This is a genomic window from Staphylococcus sp. Ze2, assembly GCF_048568365.1.
GTDB lineage: Bacteria > Bacillota > Bacilli > Staphylococcales > Staphylococcaceae > Staphylococcus > Staphylococcus xylosus.
The window spans coordinates 2,392,239-2,407,205 of record NZ_CP183486.1; the positions used below are offsets into that span (position 1 = coordinate 2,392,239).

The window sequence follows — 14,967 nt, forward strand, 5'->3', positions numbered from 1 at the left end:
TATGCCCCTCCTTTCTATTTTTAAATATTTATATTTTTAATTAGACCAATCTAATGATTCTAAGAAATTATAGACGTCTTCAAATACTAATTCTTTCTCTTTATCTATTGTAATGACATGTCCTGAATTTGCATACCATTTAATATCTTTATCATCAGATTCGCTCTCATTGTATATAATGTTTGCAGAATCTGTATTGATCATTTGATCTTGCTCTGCTTGAATAACCAATAACGGATCCATCACTTCATCAATGTGTTCTCTTACTTCTTGAATTTGACCTTGTAATTCTTTTAAAGTATCTGTCGGTTTGAAATTGTCCATTTCTTTCTGAATTGTGGCTTCATCTTTTCCTTCGTACTTTTTAAAATTACGGGCATATTCTAAAACGCCTTCAAACATAGCACCCTCAGTCTTAATATACATAGGAGAGCACATAGTTACAATACCCTTTACATCTCTGTTTAAGCTTAATTTTAAAGCATAGCAGCCACCAAGTGACAAACCAGCTACAACAATTTCATCGTAACCTTTATCTACTAAAAAATCATAACCATCTAAGGCATCTTTAAACCATACAAAAGGACTTGATTTTAAAATTTCTTCAGGTGGTGCTGCATGTCCTTCATATTGTGGTGCGTACGATGTATAACCTTTTTTCTGTAAGAATCTGCCTAATTGTCTTACATCTGAGGAATTCCCTGTAAAACCATGCAATAACAGCACTGCTCTTTTCCCTTCTTCAAAAAAGAATGGCTCTGGAAGTTTTATCTGCATTGAATTCAATCCTTTCGTTTATGCTTTTAATTACAATATCACTATATTTATCTATACTTGAATATTTCACTATTCATTTAAACTCAACATATCTATTATAAATAAAAAAGCCCGACTTTAACATTGTCGGACCTTATAAACCAAAATAACTTATGCCTAACATTAACAAGAAGAAAATGATAGACAATACAATTGTTAATCTATGCAAGAATAAATCAATACCGCGTTGCTTTTGTTTACCAAATAACTGTTCGGCGCCACCACTGATTGCACCTGATAGTCCATTACTTTTACCTTCTTGGAGTAACACAACAGTTACTAATGCAATACAATCTAAAATCAAAAGTACTATTATTAATGTATGCATGAAAATTGTCCTCCATTCATCATATACGAAACGCATTATATCATAGGTTCGTTGTCTTTAGCAAACTTCTATCTATTGAACGTACTCTTACGTACTATTGAAACGATTAACATGTATACGCCGAGTACAAATGACATCACTAATACTAATGTTAGTGGCAATAAGTTTAAGCTAGTTTTCACATCTAGAATTGCGCGATAAACTGCACTAATATTAATGATATTATATAAAATTTGCGATGCGAATACTGCAAACATAAACCACCATAAATAGCTATGTCGATTCCAAATCGCAAATATACCAGCTAAGTTCGCTAAGATGTACATAATACCCGTAAACTGAAAACTATTTTTAATTGTACCAACAGCGCTTTCTGATGTTTTTTGTCCACTATTAGATAGCAATTGTTTTATAACACTATCATCTAACACTAAAAATAAATGTATAGCATAAAGTATAGCAATAATTAATGAACTATATGCAATCAGATGTGCCGTCTTAATTTCTTTTGACTTAGGTTTTACATCCATAATGAGTTAAGACTCCTTCTATAATTTACACTTACAATTATATCAGTTTCATAGTGAAAGATGAACAATTTAAGTAAATAAGTAAACTAAAGTCATGTGCACTAACTAATACTTTTTATTTTGATATTACATATAAACTAATAGGCAAACTTCCGTCTTGTATATCTAAAAATGTAAATAAGAAATCGTATTTCATTATTAAGAAAGTACTTTTCTTGTTTACAATAGTTTTGCTATTGCATAAGTCCTACTAGCGAGTGGGACAGAAATCTAATTTGTTGTTTGAATGATTTCGTCGTCCCACCCCGGCAAGGATGACTAGGATTGAAATGGATAAAGGCTTTATTCGGACTAAAGCTCATACTTTAAAAACATTGACTCCACACACGAGAAGGCGTGTTTTAATTTTCAATCCAGTCAGCTACTGCCTTTTTAACAATTTCTATTTGAATCAAGAACAAGATTTATACGTCTACAATAGCTTTGCTATTGCATAAGTCCTACTAGGGAGTGGGACAGAAATCTAATTTGTTTTTTAATGATTTCGTCGTCCCACCCCGGCAAGGATGACTAGGATTGAAATGGATAAAGGCTTTATCCGGACTAAAGCTCGTACTTTAAAAGCATTGACTCCACACACGAGAAGGCGTGTTTTAATTTTCAATCCAGTCAGCTACTGCCTTTTTAACAATTACAATTTGAATCAAGATTAACATCCCTCTGATTACAATAGCCTCGCTATTGCATAAGTCCTACTAAGCTCAATTTTCAATTGAGCAAGTAGGACTTTAAAAAACACGCAAGTCATAATGACTTGCGTGTTAGCGCGTGAACTCTTAAATTTTAAAGCTATATTATTTAGATAAGTTATAGAAAGATTTAAGTCCGTCAAACTTGCCTGTTTCGTATAATTCATCTTCAATACGTAATAATTGGTTGTATTTTGCAATACGGTCAGTTCTTGATAATGAACCAGTTTTGATTTGACCAGCGTTAGTTGCAACAGCGATATCAGAAATTGTAGTATCTTCTGTTTCACCTGAACGGTGAGATACAACTGCAGTGTAACCAGCTTTTTGAGCCATTTCAATAGCGTCAAATGTTTCTGTTAATGTACCAATTTGGTTAACTTTGATTAAGATTGAGTTACCGATACCTTTTTCGATACCTTCAGATAATTTAACTGTGTTTGTAACGAATAAATCGTCACCAACTAATTGTACTTTGTCACCGATACGATCTGTTAATACTTTCCAGCCGTCCCAGTCATTTTCATCCATACCATCTTCAATAGTGATAATTGGATATTTGTTAACTAATTCTTCTAAGTAGTCAACTTGTTCTTCAGCATTACGTTTCGCACCATTTTCACCTTCGAATTTAGCGTAGTTATAAACGCCATCTTCAAAGAATTCTGAAGAAGCACAGTCGAAGCCTAAGAATACGTCTTTACCTGGCTCTAAACCAACTGCTTTAATCGCTTCTAAGATTGTTTCAACAGCATCTTCAGTACCTTCAAATTTAGGTGCAAAGCCACCTTCGTCGCCTACTGCTGTTTCTAAACCACGGTTTTTAAGGATTGATTTTAAGTTGTGGAAGATTTCAGCTCCCCAACGTAATGATTCTTTAAATGTTTCTGCACCTACAGGTAATACCATAAATTCTTGGAATGCGATAGGAGCATCTGAGTGAGAACCACCATTAACGATGTTCATCATTGGTACAGGTAATTGTTTACCGTTAAATCCACCTAAATATTTGTAAAGTGGTTGTCCAAGTAAATCAGCTGCTGCACGTGCTACTGCAATAGAAACACCAAGAATAGCGTTAGCGCCTAATTTACCTTTGTTTTCAGTACCGTCTAATTGAATCATCATTTTATCGATTGATACTTGTTCTAATACTGAAAATTCACCTTCGATAAGTTCTGGTGCGATAATTTCGTTAACATTGTCAACTGCTTTAGTAACACCTTTACCTAAGTAACGTGATTTATCACCGTCACGTAATTCTACTGCTTCATGTTCACCAGTAGACGCACCTGATGGAACTAATGCGCGACCAAAAGCGCCACTCTCTGTTAATACTTCTACTTCAACTGTTGGGTTACCACGTGAGTCTAGGACTTCGCGAGCGTAAACATCTGTAATAATTGGCATGTTTATAATCTCCTTTATAAATAAGTAGTTTAGAAATATTAAATTTCATCTTCATTATAGCTTTAAATACTATAAATACAAAGTAATTTAATTCTCTTGTGTTGTTTATAGATGCTACAAATTTTTAAGAATAAAAAATCCTTATATACTAAATTTATAGCATCAATTTTCACTCTAAATTTCAATTCATTACATTAGTGATTTATTAATGATGTGCCAGTCATGTCTTCTGGCTGATTTACATTTAATAAATCTAATAATGTTGGTGCTAAATCACCAAGACGACCTGTTTCACGTAACGTCACACCATCTTTTGTAACAATTACTGGAACTGGATTAGTTGTATGTGTAGTCATAGGTTGATCATCGTCAGTTAATACCATATCTGAATTACCGTGGTCAGCGGTGATAATTGCATGGCCACCCATTTCAGTTATTTTATCAACAACCTCACCTAAACATTCGTCTACGGCTTCAATAGCTTTAATCGTCGGTTCTAACATACCACTATGTCCAACCATATCAGGGTTTGCAAAGTTTAATAAGATTAAATCTAGGTCCCCTTTATTTAATTCTTCGATTAAAGCATCTTTTACTTCATATGCACTCATTTCTGGTTTAAGGTCATAAGTTGCAACTTTAGGTGAATCAATTAAACGACGACGTTCACCTTCAAATTCTTCATTGCGACCACCACTCATGAAATAAGTTACATGTGGGAATTTTTCTGTTTCAGCAATACGTAATTGTTTCAAACCATTATCTTGTGCAACTTCACCGATTGTATTAGTTAAATCGACTTTTTCAAAAACAATTTCAGCATCTACGTTGTCATTGTATTTTGTAAATGTTGCATAAAATAAATCATTGACTTGTTCCACTTTAAACCCGTCGAATGCTTTATCTGTAAACACTTCAGAAAGTTGTCCTGCTCTATCTGGGCGGAAGTTATAGAAGATTACAGCATCACCATCATTGACACCTTCATTTTGATCTTCAATGATAAACGGTTCTACGAATTCATCTGTTAAATCTTTAGCATAGTTGGCTTCAACGCCAGCTTTTGCTGATTCAAATGTCTCTCCACCAAAATTACGAATAGCATTATATGCTCTTTCTTCTCTATCCCAACGTTTATCACGATCCATTGCGTAATAACGTCCAGATACAGAAGCAAATTGGCCAATGCCTAGTTCATTAAATTTAGCTTCAGTTTCTTCTATATATTTTAATGCTGATTTTTGATCAACGTCACGTCCATCTAAAAATGCATGAACATACACTTTTTCAACGCCTTGTTTTTTAGCTAATTCTAATAAAGCAAAAAGGTGCTGGTAATGACTGTGTACGCCTCCGTCTGATAATAGACCAAAAACATGTAGTACTGAATCATTACCTTTAACATGTTGTACGGCACTGTTTAATACATCATTTTCAAAGAAATCTCCGTCTTCAATTGATTTATTGATACGTGTCAGACTTTGATAAACAATACGTCCAGCACCAATATTCATATGCCCAACTTCTGAATTACCCATTTGACCGTCTGGCAGTCCAACATCTAAACCACTTGCTTCAATTTGTGTTGTTGGATACTTACTATAATAACGGTCGAAATTAGGTTTATTAGCTAGTTTTACAGCGTTACCGTGCTCGCTCTCTCTGTTTGCAAAACCATCTAAAATAATTAATGCAGTTGGTTGTTTCGCCATATTATTTTGCACCTTCTAACAATTGTACAAAATCATCCACTTTAAGCGATGCGCCGCCTACTAAAGCACCATCGATGTCTGATTCTGCCATATATTCTTCAATGTTGTTAGGTTTAACACTACCACCATATTGAATACGTGTTGCTTCTGCTACAGTTTGGCTAGATAATTCTGCAACTGTTTGTCTTACAAATGCACACATTTCGTTTGCATCTTTAGCTGTTGATGATTTACCAGTACCGATAGCCCAAATTGGTTCATACGCGATAACAACTTGTTGTAATTGTTCTTCAGATAAACCTTCTACTGCTTTTTTAACTTGGTTTCCAACAACTTCATTTGCTTTACCGCTTTCGCGTTCTTCGTCAGTTTCACCAACACAAATAATTGGAGTCATACCATGATTAAAGATTGCATGAGCTTTCTTGTTAATTTCTTCGTCTGTTTCATGGAAGATTTCACGACGTTCTGAGTGACCGATAACAACGTATTTAACGCCTAAGTCAGCTAATGCTACTGGAGAAGTTTCACCAGTGAAAGCACCATTGTCTTCGAAATATGCATTTTGTGCACCGATTTGTAAGCCTTGTGCTTTACCTTCATTAACTAACGTTACTAATGCGTCAAGTTGAATTGTTGGTGCACAAATAACAGATTCTACTTCTTTAGTATCTGGTAATGCTGGTAATTCATTTACAAAATCTTTCGCTTCTTGAACAGTTTTGTTCATTTTCCAGTTACCTGCGATAATTGGTTTTCTCATTATATTACACTCCTATTAGTAAATTATGATTAAATTTTGCCTATTTTATAATCATGGGTTGCTGTTTTTAGTCGTGCGATTATTTGTTAGCAATTGCAACTACGCCAGGTAGCTCTTTGCCTTCAAGATATTCTAATGATGCGCCGCCACCAGTTGAGATATGGCTAAAGTCATCAGCATAACCTAACGAAATAGCTGCAGCTGCTGAATCGCCACCACCAATAATAGTATTAGCGTCTTTTAATTCAGCGATTGCTTCACAAACGCCAATCGTACCTTTAGCAAAGTTACTTAATTCAAATACACCCATCGGTCCATTCCATACTACTGTATGCGCACCTTGTAAATGTTCTTTGAATAATTCAACTGTTTTCGGTCCAACATCCATCGCTTCTTGATCAGCTGGGATATTATCTACTGTTACCTCTGTGATTTCTGCATCATTTGAAAATTCTTTAGCGATTTTACAATCAACCGGTAAAACGATTTGATCGCCAGCGCGGTCTAATAATTCTTTAGCAAAGTCAACTTTATCTTTTTCTAATAAAGATAAGCCAATTTCTTTACCTTGTGCTTTAAAGAATGTATATGACATACCGCCACCGATAAGTACTTTATCTGCAATTTTCAATAAGTTTGTAATAACGCCGATCTTGTCAGAAACTTTTGCGCCACCAAGAATTGCAACTACAGGTTTATCAGGGTTTTCAACTACGCCACCAATATATTTTATTTCTTTTTCCATTAAGAATCCTGCGACTGTTTCTAAGTTAGCTGCAATACCTACATTTGATGCATGTTCACGATGTGCTGTACCAAAAGCATCATTTACGAATACATCGCCAAGTGAAGCCCAATATTTACCTAATTCAGGATCATTTTTAGACTCTTTTTTACCATCTACATCTTCAAAACGAGTATTTTCGACTAATAATACGTCACCTTCATTAAGCTCTTTAACAGATTGTTCTAATGTTTCCCCACGTGTTTCAGGTACAAAAGTAACTGTTTTACCTAATTTTTCCGTTAATGCATCAGCTACTGGTTTTAAAGTTAATTCTGCTTTATCGCTTTCTTCTTTCACTTTACCTAAATGAGAGAATAATACAATTTTACCACCTTGTTCAATAATATATTTAATAGTTGGTAAAGCTTGGACGATACGGTTATCATCAGTAATTTCTCCATCTTTCATCGGTACGTTAAAATCAGCACGAACAAGTACAGTTTTACCTTTTAATTCTAAGTCAGTTACAATTTTTTTAGCCATGTAAGCTTCCTCCTCTGAATGGAACAATAAATTAAAATAAGCGGAGAAGCGTTGTGCTCCCCGCTTACTCCTAAGCATATTGTTTAAATTTAACAGCACATTGCGCTTGCTAAATTAATTTTACATCGAATTATTTAGCTTGAGTTGCTAAGTGTTCTAATGTACGAACTAATTGTGAAGTGTAAGACATTTCGTTATCGTACCAAGCTGCTACTTTAACTAATTGGCGATCGCCAACTGTCATAACACGTGTTTGTGTTGCATCGAATAATGAACCGTAAGTCATACCAACTACATCAGAAGAAACGATTTCGTCTTCAGTGTAACCGAATGATTCGTTTGAAGCATTCTTCATTGCAGCATTAACGTCTTCAACACTTACATTTTTGTCTAATACAACTGTTAATTCTGTTAACGAACCAGTAGCTACAGGAACACGTTGCGCTCCACCGTCTAATTTACCATCAATTTCAGGGATAACTAGGCCAATTGCTTTAGCAGCACCAGTTGAGTTAGGGATAATGTTTTCAGCAGCTGCACGAGCACGACGTTTGTCGCCTTTAGCGTGTGGCGCATCTTGTGTATTTTGGTCACCAGTGTAAGCATGAATTGTAGTCATGAAACCTTCTACTAAACCAAAGTCATCATTTAATACTTTAGCAACTGGAGCTAATGAGTTAGTTGTACATGAAGCACCTGAAACAACTGTTTCTTTACCATCTAACTCTTGGTGGTTTGTGTTATAAACGATTGTTTTTAAATCACCAGTAGCTGGAGCTGAAATTAATACTTTTTTAGCACCTGCATTAATGTGAGCTTCTGCTTTTTCTTTATCAGCGAAGAAACCAGTACATTCTAATACAACATCGATGTCTAAATCTTTCCAAGGTAATTTGCTTGGATCTGGCTCAGAGAATGATTTTACTTCTTGTCCGTTTACACGGAAACCGTCATTTTCTACTTCAACTTCTCCTGTGAAGCGTCCTTGCATAGTGTCATATTTTAATAAATGTGCTAACATTTCGTCATCTGTTAAGTCATTTACTGCTACTACGTCAATTCCGTCAACGTTTTGAATTCTTCTAAATGCTAAACGACCAATTCTACCAAAACCATTAATTGCTACTTTTACTGCCATTATAATGGCCTCCTTTAATAAATGATATTTAAAAAGTGTTATCACTTTTTATTACTATTGTTTGCTATTGCTTTTGCTGCACCTTCATCTGTAATTAATACAGTGTTTTTAGGAGCAATTGAAAGATAAGCTTTAATTGCTTCTCCTTTTGATTTACCCCCTGCTACAGCAAAAATAAACTTTTTCGATTCAAGGTCCTCTAACTGAAGTCCAATCGTTTTCACTTTGTGCACGATCTCACCTTGATCATCGAAATAATATCCAAATGCTTCTCCCGAGGCATTGTGATGTTGAAGTTTTTCTATAACTTCGTTAGGTGATTGACGTCTTCGCGCCATCTTCAGCGCATCACCAATGCCATGGATTGTAATATTGGATTGTTTAATTTTTTCTAGCGTTTGGATTACGGATGGCTCTAACATAAGCGTGTTATACGTCGTCTCGCTTACGTTATCTGGTACATATAATGTTGTATAATCACCATTTGTCTGCTGTGCCATGCTAGCTGCAATAGTGTTTGCTTGATAAACAACATTTTCACCGAGTCCGCCCCTCGCAGGAACGAAAAACGCATTGTATGGCTGATGATGCATCGCTTCACTAACATAGGCCATTGTCGAGCCACCTGTTACTGCAACAATTGCATTTTCATAAAGTACATCCTCAACTAGTTGTCCTGCCTGACGGGATAATTCAATCTTCACCGTTTGATCAGCGTCTGAGTCTCCTGGTATGACATAGACTTCTTTGATTCCATACTGTTCTTTAATAACTTGGGCAAGATGGTGGTCATCAGAATAAACATTAAAATAACCATTTAATTGTCTGACGGTTGCCGCACCTGCTTCTGTTATTTCCATACCTGTGGGTTTAACTTTAATTAAATCCTGTTTCTTTAGGGTGTCCGTTTCAGAACGAAGCACACGTTCAGTCAAATTCATATATTCACTTAAACTACGTCTACCTACGGGTTGATGCTTTGAAATAGTAGTGAGAATTGAGAAACGACGATACATTTTTTCAACAATTTCTGGCACAAGCTTTTGTTGAACTTTTATCAAATCCTTCACTACTATCCTCCTCCGTTTCTTAATAAAGGGTCAAGTTCTAACCATAGATTGACTTTTTACGTCCCTAGCGGGACAAAAAAATATAACCTCTTATATTTGCAATAATACTACTATCAATTTGAAATTGCAAGCAAAAATAGCTTATATTTCATCAGCCAAACTAACTATTAAAATCATACATTTTCATTTCCGTACAATAACATTTTACCCGTAATATAATTTGTTAATCATTATTTATTAAATAAATGAATAAATGTGTTAGTCACATTTTGTTCACCCTCACTCACTGCGCTGAGCAACTCTAATTGAATACTTAGTATTAAATCTTTAAAATGAATATATACTAAACAAATCAAGGAGGTAAACACATGCCTAACAATAAAAAACCGGAAGTCATTGACCCTGATGATCAACGTTATAAGGATAAGGATTACTTTAATAAGAAAAATAAGGACATTCCTATAAATAACCGTCACCAATCTTTAAATTACACAAAACATTTTGGTTGCGGTCCTTTAGGATGTTTTGGCGGTTGTTTCACTTTAATTATTATATTCTCGTTAGTCTCTTACTTACTTAGCTTTTTATTTTAAAATCATATTTTAAAATAAATAAGTATAGATCATATTTTATCATTCAACTACTATACTATTGGTTGCTTACTGACAATAGTATCCACATACATTCTATATATTTTTATAGTAAATACTTCTACCTGTACACTAACTTCCCAACCCATTGTAATGCTTATACATTCTTAACTGTTGTATGGTCACTTAAGCTATATTACAGTTATTCTTTACGCCCTCATAATAACTTAACTTCTTTTAATAATACCGGCACTTAGACAAAAATTCACTAGGCTAATCGAAATCTTTCAAAACCCACGTAACCTTATAGTAATATTTTTATAACAATAAGGTTACAAACAATATAATCACAAAAATATTGAAATAAGTCTTGAAAAACGAAAAAATTCACAAAAGTTATTTTAGCTGGCGGTATCGCATTAAGCACATTATTAGGTACTACAGCAACTCAGTTTGCATCACAAAGTAACGTTGCAGAGGCAGCGGCAAAACTCTAGTACAATTACTCTGGTATGTCTGGTCACAACGGTAGCTTTATATTAGATTCTAATTTTAAGAATGCAGTGAAATACCTTTTATATAAATAAAGCCGGGCTGATGAATAATCAGTCCGGCTTTTCAACATTAACAAATGAATTGACGCAACCTTATACAACTGTTCTTTAATCTTCCTCAGATGTTTGTGCGCTTCTATTTGAAGTATTATTTTGTGATGATCTCTCTTGTGTACTATTTTGTGCGCTTCTTTGACTTGTTCTTTGCTCTGTAGAAGGTTCAGATGTTTTTTGCTCTGTTGATGGTTCTCTTGTTCTTTCTTCAGTAGAAGGCTCTGGTGTTTTTTCTTCTGTCGTTTTTTCTTCTGTTGTTCGCTCTTCAGTTGTACTTTCTTCTGTAGTTCTTTCCTCAGTTGTTGCTTCTTTAGTTTTTTCTGGTGTTTTCTTTTCTTCTGTTGTACGTTCAGCGGTAGCAGGTTGACTAGTTCTTTGTTGCGTCTGTTGTGTTTGCTGCGTTTGAGGAGCTTGTTGTGTCTGCTGTGTCTGCTGTGTTTGTTGCATCTGTTGAGTTTGTTGTGTCTGTTGAGATTCTTCAGTAGATTGCTCTTTCTTTCTCTTCTCTTTTTCTTCTTTAGTCTTTTCTTTTTGTTTCTCTTTTTCTTCTTGTTTCTGATCTGCTAAACGTTCGTTAGCTTTATTGGAATGATCTACAAATGCAAAAATGGCAAATATGAGTCCGCCTACTAATAATAATACAATTACTCCACTAACTATTTTCGCAAAACCACTCATTTTCTTATTATCTTGGTCATCAAAGTTATTATTTTGATTATGCTTTGGCATATGCTCCCCTCACTTCAATTTATATCATACATTTATAAAAATCGTGTATGCGTTCAATATCAAATATATATTTTACACTATTTCATATGCTAATTAAACTTATTAACTAATTTTTTAATCTAGATGTTATCTTAAAGTAATATATATAGTAAAATACATATGTATGATAAAATTTTATGATTTGCTTTAATACTAATCTAGTTTCATCTAAAGTTTCAATACTTTTGTGCAAGTAATTCAAAAAAGATTACCTTATATCTATTATCATAACAGGATGTGTTCTAAATTGAAAAAACATGAACTATTTGACGACTTAGATCAACACTCAAAGAATACCAATAACGGTCTTAGACAAATTATGCTTGAAAACGATAATCATAAGACAAAAGTAAATTCGAAATCACGTGTTACGTTCATAATTTTTATATCTTTTGTATTAATTAGTCTTTTTGGTTTTATTTTATTATTTCTGTAGACACAAGTATAAACTTCTAACATGCCCATTTTTCAAAAGGGATAACAAGTAAAAAGATAGTTACATTCTGCAAATTGCGTTAATATAAATTTAAGGTCAGGGACAATCAATGGAATCTTCTACACGGAGTTTTCTAACTCCCTATACATCCACACTAAAAAGTAATTGGCAATAAAAAATAATTATAAATTTCAAATTATCCTCTGAACATAACGCATTTAAGGCTGAGACACATAGTTATGTCCCAGCCTCACTACTAAAGGGAGTCAAAATTTTACCTTCGTTAGTATATTATGGGGTATACTCGAAATAATTAAGAGATGATTAATTAATATCGAAGGTACTCTTATTATAAATGGAACCTTCTTTATTTTAAATACTTCTTAAGGTAAGTAAATGACATATTCTTGAACAATCTTTGAAAAAATTATGACCTTCAAATGCGATGCGATTGTTTCGCTTAAAATCATTGCAACATTAGGCATTACTATTTATGAGGTGATAAAATGAAAAACTATTTAATTACAGGTGGCACAGGCATGGTTGGTACACAATTAGTAGAAGCCATTGCCCAAAGTGACTCACATATTACAATTTTAACAAGACAAGACAAAACAACATCACATCCCAAAATTACTTATGTAAATTGGTCTAAACCTGATTGGGAAGCACAAGTACCTAACATAGATATCGTTATCAATCTTGCGGGTGCAAGTTTAAATAAGCGTTGGACTAAAAGCTATAAACAAAAAATTATGGTGAGTCGCCTACAATCAACGCAAGCCTTATTCGAATTATTTGAAGGTCGCGAGCAGAAACCTTCAGTATTCTTCAACGCAAGTGCTGTCGGTTATTACAAACCAGATTTATATCGCACATATACTGAATTATACAAAACATTACCTTTCGATTTCTTATCAGAAGTGGTCTACCAATGGGAGCGTCTTGCTCGTCAATTCGAATCATTAGGTACACGTGTAGTTATAGGTAGGTTTGGTATGGTGCTATCTAACGAAGGTGGTGCCTTACCAATGATGAAACTCCCATACGAATTCTATGTTGGTGGTAAGATTGGTTCAGGTAGACAGTGGTATTCTTGGATACACATTGACGATTTAACCAGAGCAATTCTTCACACTATCAACACTGAAGATGCACATGGCGTATTTAATTTTACTGCACCAATCGTTGAACACCAAAATTTATTTGGCTACACTCTTGCGCGCATATCACATCGCCCCCATTATACGTGGGTACCATCAATAGCATTAAGAATTATCTTAGGCCAGATGTCTACAGTTATTCTTGATACTCAAAAGGTTATTCCTAACAAATTACAGGCAATTGACTTTAAATTTAAATATCCAGATTTAAAAATCGCTTTAGAGGATCTAATACATTAATTGGATAGGACTGAATTTTTAAAATGAAACATGATCGTTTATCTCATGTATTACTTTTAATCTCTGGTATACTCCTGTTACTAAACGGTGGTTTTGCTTTTGAGAAATCCACACCAATGCTCGTTGTTTCATCCTTTTTAATCATTTTTGGAATCATCGTTACTACATTTGCATTAAAACTTTTCTTTAATGGTAAAAATACTTCTGAAAGTAATACATTCCAAGATTCTTAATATACTTTTCAATAAAAACCAGTCAAGTGCTATTCATGCATTTGGTTGGTTTTTTCATTCACCATACTCATTTGTTTGAATTTAATCACTATTAAAATGCACATAAAAAATCCGGAACATCTATTTATGTCCCGGACTCCATGAAACAAGCTACACAATTTTATTCGTAACTTGTCGATAACTTTACAATTTGTAATCCTATGATTCAGGAACCATTACTTGGTCAACTAAACCATATTCTTTTGCTTCTTCAGCAGATAAGAAATTATCTCTATCTGTATCTTTTTCAATTTTTTCTATTGATTGACCTGTACGTTCTGCTAAAATTTGATTTAATTTAGCACGTGTTTTAAGAATGTGGTTAGCAGCAATTTCAATTTCTGTAGCTTGACCTTGTGCTCCACCTAATGGTTGGTGAATCATTACTTCTGCATTTGGAAGTGCAAAACGTTTACCTTTTGCACCAGCTGCAAGTAAAAATGAACCCATTGACGCAGCCATACCAATACAAATCGTTTGTACATCTGGTTTGATGTGTTGGATTGTATCATAAATTGCGAAACCAGCAGTTACACTACCACCTGGTGAGTTAATGTAAAGATAGATGTCTTTCTCAGCATCTTGTGCTTGTAAGAATAATAATTGAGAAACAATAGAGTTTGCTACATTATCATCGATTTGTGAACCTAACATAATAATACGATCTTTTAATAAACGTGAGTAAATGTCATAGGCACGTTCCCCACGGTTTGTTGTTTCAATTACTGTAGGTATTAAATTCATTAATATTGCCTCCTTATTTCTAATTGATAAACTTATTTTAACTCAAAAGTCAAACATGGTCAAAAAATAACGCTCAATTTTTTTATGAAAGTTAAATTATTCTTATTGACCGATGGCATTTAGATTTGTACACTTAGATTAATGTGTTTTTTATCCCCTCGTAGTGTAATGGATAACACGTAAGATTCCGGTTCTTAAGATAGGGGTTCGATTCCCTTCGAGGGGACTTATAATTATATACATACCAAAAGAGATTCCATAGCTATGGAGTCTCTTTTTTATATCTTTCTAATTTTACTACGTATTAAATTACAAAGATAGGGTCTACTAATCTTGATTGACCAGTCATATAATTTTCCC

General features: G+C 34.1%; 14 protein-coding genes and 1 tRNA gene. 4 read left to right on the forward strand and 11 right to left on the reverse strand.

Features of this window, described 5'->3' with window-relative positions:
• Nucleotides 1–36 precede the first annotated feature (36 nt).
• From ACM591_RS11315 to ACM591_RS11355, 9 genes are all read right to left on the reverse strand, one after another.
• The gene (locus ACM591_RS11315; protein ID WP_029377647.1) at nt 37–777 is read right to left on the reverse strand and encodes an alpha/beta hydrolase; all 741 of its coding nucleotides are present in this window, start codon (nt 775–777) and stop codon (nt 37–39) included.
• Nucleotides 778–910: 133 nt separating this feature from the next.
• Complete coding sequence (gene secG, locus ACM591_RS11320; RefSeq protein ID WP_017722473.1) at nt 911–1,144, reverse strand: preprotein translocase subunit SecG; 234 nt, start codon at nt 1,142–1,144, stop codon at nt 911–913.
• Nucleotides 1,145–1,212: 68 nt separating this feature from the next.
• Nucleotides 1,213–1,674: a hypothetical protein gene (locus ACM591_RS11325; RefSeq protein ID WP_029377648.1), complete on the reverse strand. Its 462-nt coding sequence runs from the start codon at nt 1,672–1,674 to the stop codon at nt 1,213–1,215.
• Between the two features lie 854 nt (nt 1,675–2,528).
• Nucleotides 2,529–3,833: a surface-displayed alpha-enolase gene (gene eno / locus ACM591_RS11330; RefSeq protein ID WP_029377649.1), complete on the reverse strand. Its 1,305-nt coding sequence runs from the start codon at nt 3,831–3,833 to the stop codon at nt 2,529–2,531.
• 194 nt (nt 3,834–4,027) lie between these two features.
• Nucleotides 4,028–5,545, reverse strand: coding sequence for a 2,3-bisphosphoglycerate-independent phosphoglycerate mutase (gpmI, locus tag ACM591_RS11335; protein ID WP_029377650.1), 1,518 nt, complete (start codon nt 5,543–5,545; stop codon nt 4,028–4,030).
• 1 nt (nt 5,546) lies between these two features.
• Entirely contained in the window at nt 5,547–6,308 is a 762-nt protein-coding gene (gene tpiA / locus ACM591_RS11340; protein ID WP_029377651.1) for a triose-phosphate isomerase, read from the reverse strand.
• A gap of 79 nt (nt 6,309–6,387) precedes the next feature.
• Entirely contained in the window at nt 6,388–7,578 is a 1,191-nt protein-coding gene (locus ACM591_RS11345) for a phosphoglycerate kinase (protein WP_029377652.1), read from the reverse strand.
• 130 nt (nt 7,579–7,708) lie between these two features.
• Entirely contained in the window at nt 7,709–8,716 is a 1,008-nt protein-coding gene (gene gap, locus ACM591_RS11350) for a type I glyceraldehyde-3-phosphate dehydrogenase (RefSeq protein ID WP_029377653.1), read from the reverse strand.
• A 41-nt stretch (nt 8,717–8,757) separates the two neighbouring features.
• The gene (locus ACM591_RS11355; RefSeq protein ID WP_029377654.1) at nt 8,758–9,786 is read right to left on the reverse strand and encodes a sugar-binding transcriptional regulator; all 1,029 of its coding nucleotides are present in this window, start codon (nt 9,784–9,786) and stop codon (nt 8,758–8,760) included.
• 368 nt (nt 9,787–10,154) lie between these two features.
• Between ACM591_RS11355 and ACM591_RS11360 the strand changes: the two genes are divergently transcribed.
• A complete protein-coding gene (locus ACM591_RS11360; protein WP_029377655.1) occupies nt 10,155–10,379 on the forward strand; it encodes a hypothetical protein in 225 nt (74 codons plus the stop codon).
• A 659-nt stretch (nt 10,380–11,038) separates the two neighbouring features.
• Here ACM591_RS11360 and ACM591_RS11365 read toward each other — a convergent pair.
• Complete coding sequence (locus ACM591_RS11365; RefSeq protein WP_326026796.1) at nt 11,039–11,713, reverse strand: DUF4887 domain-containing protein; 675 nt, start codon at nt 11,711–11,713, stop codon at nt 11,039–11,041.
• Nucleotides 11,714–12,694: 981 nt separating this feature from the next.
• On the opposite strand from ACM591_RS11365, the gene ACM591_RS11370 reads away from it, so the two are divergent.
• Nucleotides 12,695–13,591, forward strand: coding sequence for a TIGR01777 family oxidoreductase (locus tag ACM591_RS11370; RefSeq protein WP_029377658.1), 897 nt, complete (start codon nt 12,695–12,697; stop codon nt 13,589–13,591).
• A gap of 23 nt (nt 13,592–13,614) precedes the next feature.
• A complete protein-coding gene (locus ACM591_RS11375) occupies nt 13,615–13,824 on the forward strand; it encodes a hypothetical protein (RefSeq protein WP_029377659.1) in 210 nt (69 codons plus the stop codon).
• Nucleotides 13,825–14,022: 198 nt separating this feature from the next.
• Here ACM591_RS11375 and clpP read toward each other — a convergent pair whose 3' ends face one another.
• The gene (gene clpP / locus ACM591_RS11380; RefSeq protein ID WP_017722486.1) at nt 14,023–14,607 is read right to left on the reverse strand and encodes an ATP-dependent Clp endopeptidase proteolytic subunit ClpP; all 585 of its coding nucleotides are present in this window, start codon (nt 14,605–14,607) and stop codon (nt 14,023–14,025) included.
• 154 nt (nt 14,608–14,761) lie between these two features.
• On the opposite strand from clpP, the gene ACM591_RS11385 reads away from it, so the two are divergent.
• Nucleotides 14,762–14,833 (forward strand) — tRNA-Arg (locus ACM591_RS11385).
• Nucleotides 14,834–14,967: the final 134 nt, after the last annotated feature.

Bases quoted from the DNA above. Each gene is read 5' to 3' on its own strand.
- ACM591_RS11370 (WP_029377658.1), top strand. From the start codon at position 12,695: ATGAAAAACTATTTAATTACAGGTGGCACAGGCATGGTTGGTACACAA.
- ACM591_RS11360 (WP_029377655.1), top strand. From the start codon at position 10,155: ATGCCTAACAATAAAAAACCGGAAGTCATTGACCCTGATGATCAACGT.
- tpiA (WP_029377651.1), bottom strand. From the start codon at position 6,308: ATGAGAAAACCAATTATCGCAGGTAACTGGAAAATGAACAAAACTGTT.
- eno (WP_029377649.1), bottom strand. From the start codon at position 3,833: ATGCCAATTATTACAGATGTTTACGCTCGCGAAGTCCTAGACTCACGT.
- ACM591_RS11325 (WP_029377648.1), bottom strand. From the start codon at position 1,674: ATGGATGTAAAACCTAAGTCAAAAGAAATTAAGACGGCACATCTGATT.
- gpmI (WP_029377650.1), bottom strand. From the start codon at position 5,545: ATGGCGAAACAACCAACTGCATTAATTATTTTAGATGGTTTTGCAAAC.
- secG (WP_017722473.1), bottom strand. From the start codon at position 1,144: ATGCATACATTAATAATAGTACTTTTGATTTTAGATTGTATTGCATTA.
- gap (WP_029377653.1), bottom strand. From the start codon at position 8,716: ATGGCAGTAAAAGTAGCAATTAATGGTTTTGGTAGAATTGGTCGTTTA.
- ACM591_RS11375 (WP_029377659.1), top strand. From the start codon at position 13,615: ATGAAACATGATCGTTTATCTCATGTATTACTTTTAATCTCTGGTATA.
- ACM591_RS11315 (WP_029377647.1), bottom strand. From the start codon at position 777: ATGCAGATAAAACTTCCAGAGCCATTCTTTTTTGAAGAAGGGAAAAGA.
- clpP (WP_017722486.1), bottom strand. From the start codon at position 14,607: ATGAATTTAATACCTACAGTAATTGAAACAACAAACCGTGGGGAACGT.
- ACM591_RS11345 (WP_029377652.1), bottom strand. From the start codon at position 7,578: ATGGCTAAAAAAATTGTAACTGACTTAGAATTAAAAGGTAAAACTGTA.
- ACM591_RS11365 (WP_326026796.1), bottom strand. From the start codon at position 11,713: ATGCCAAAGCATAATCAAAATAATAACTTTGATGACCAAGATAATAAG.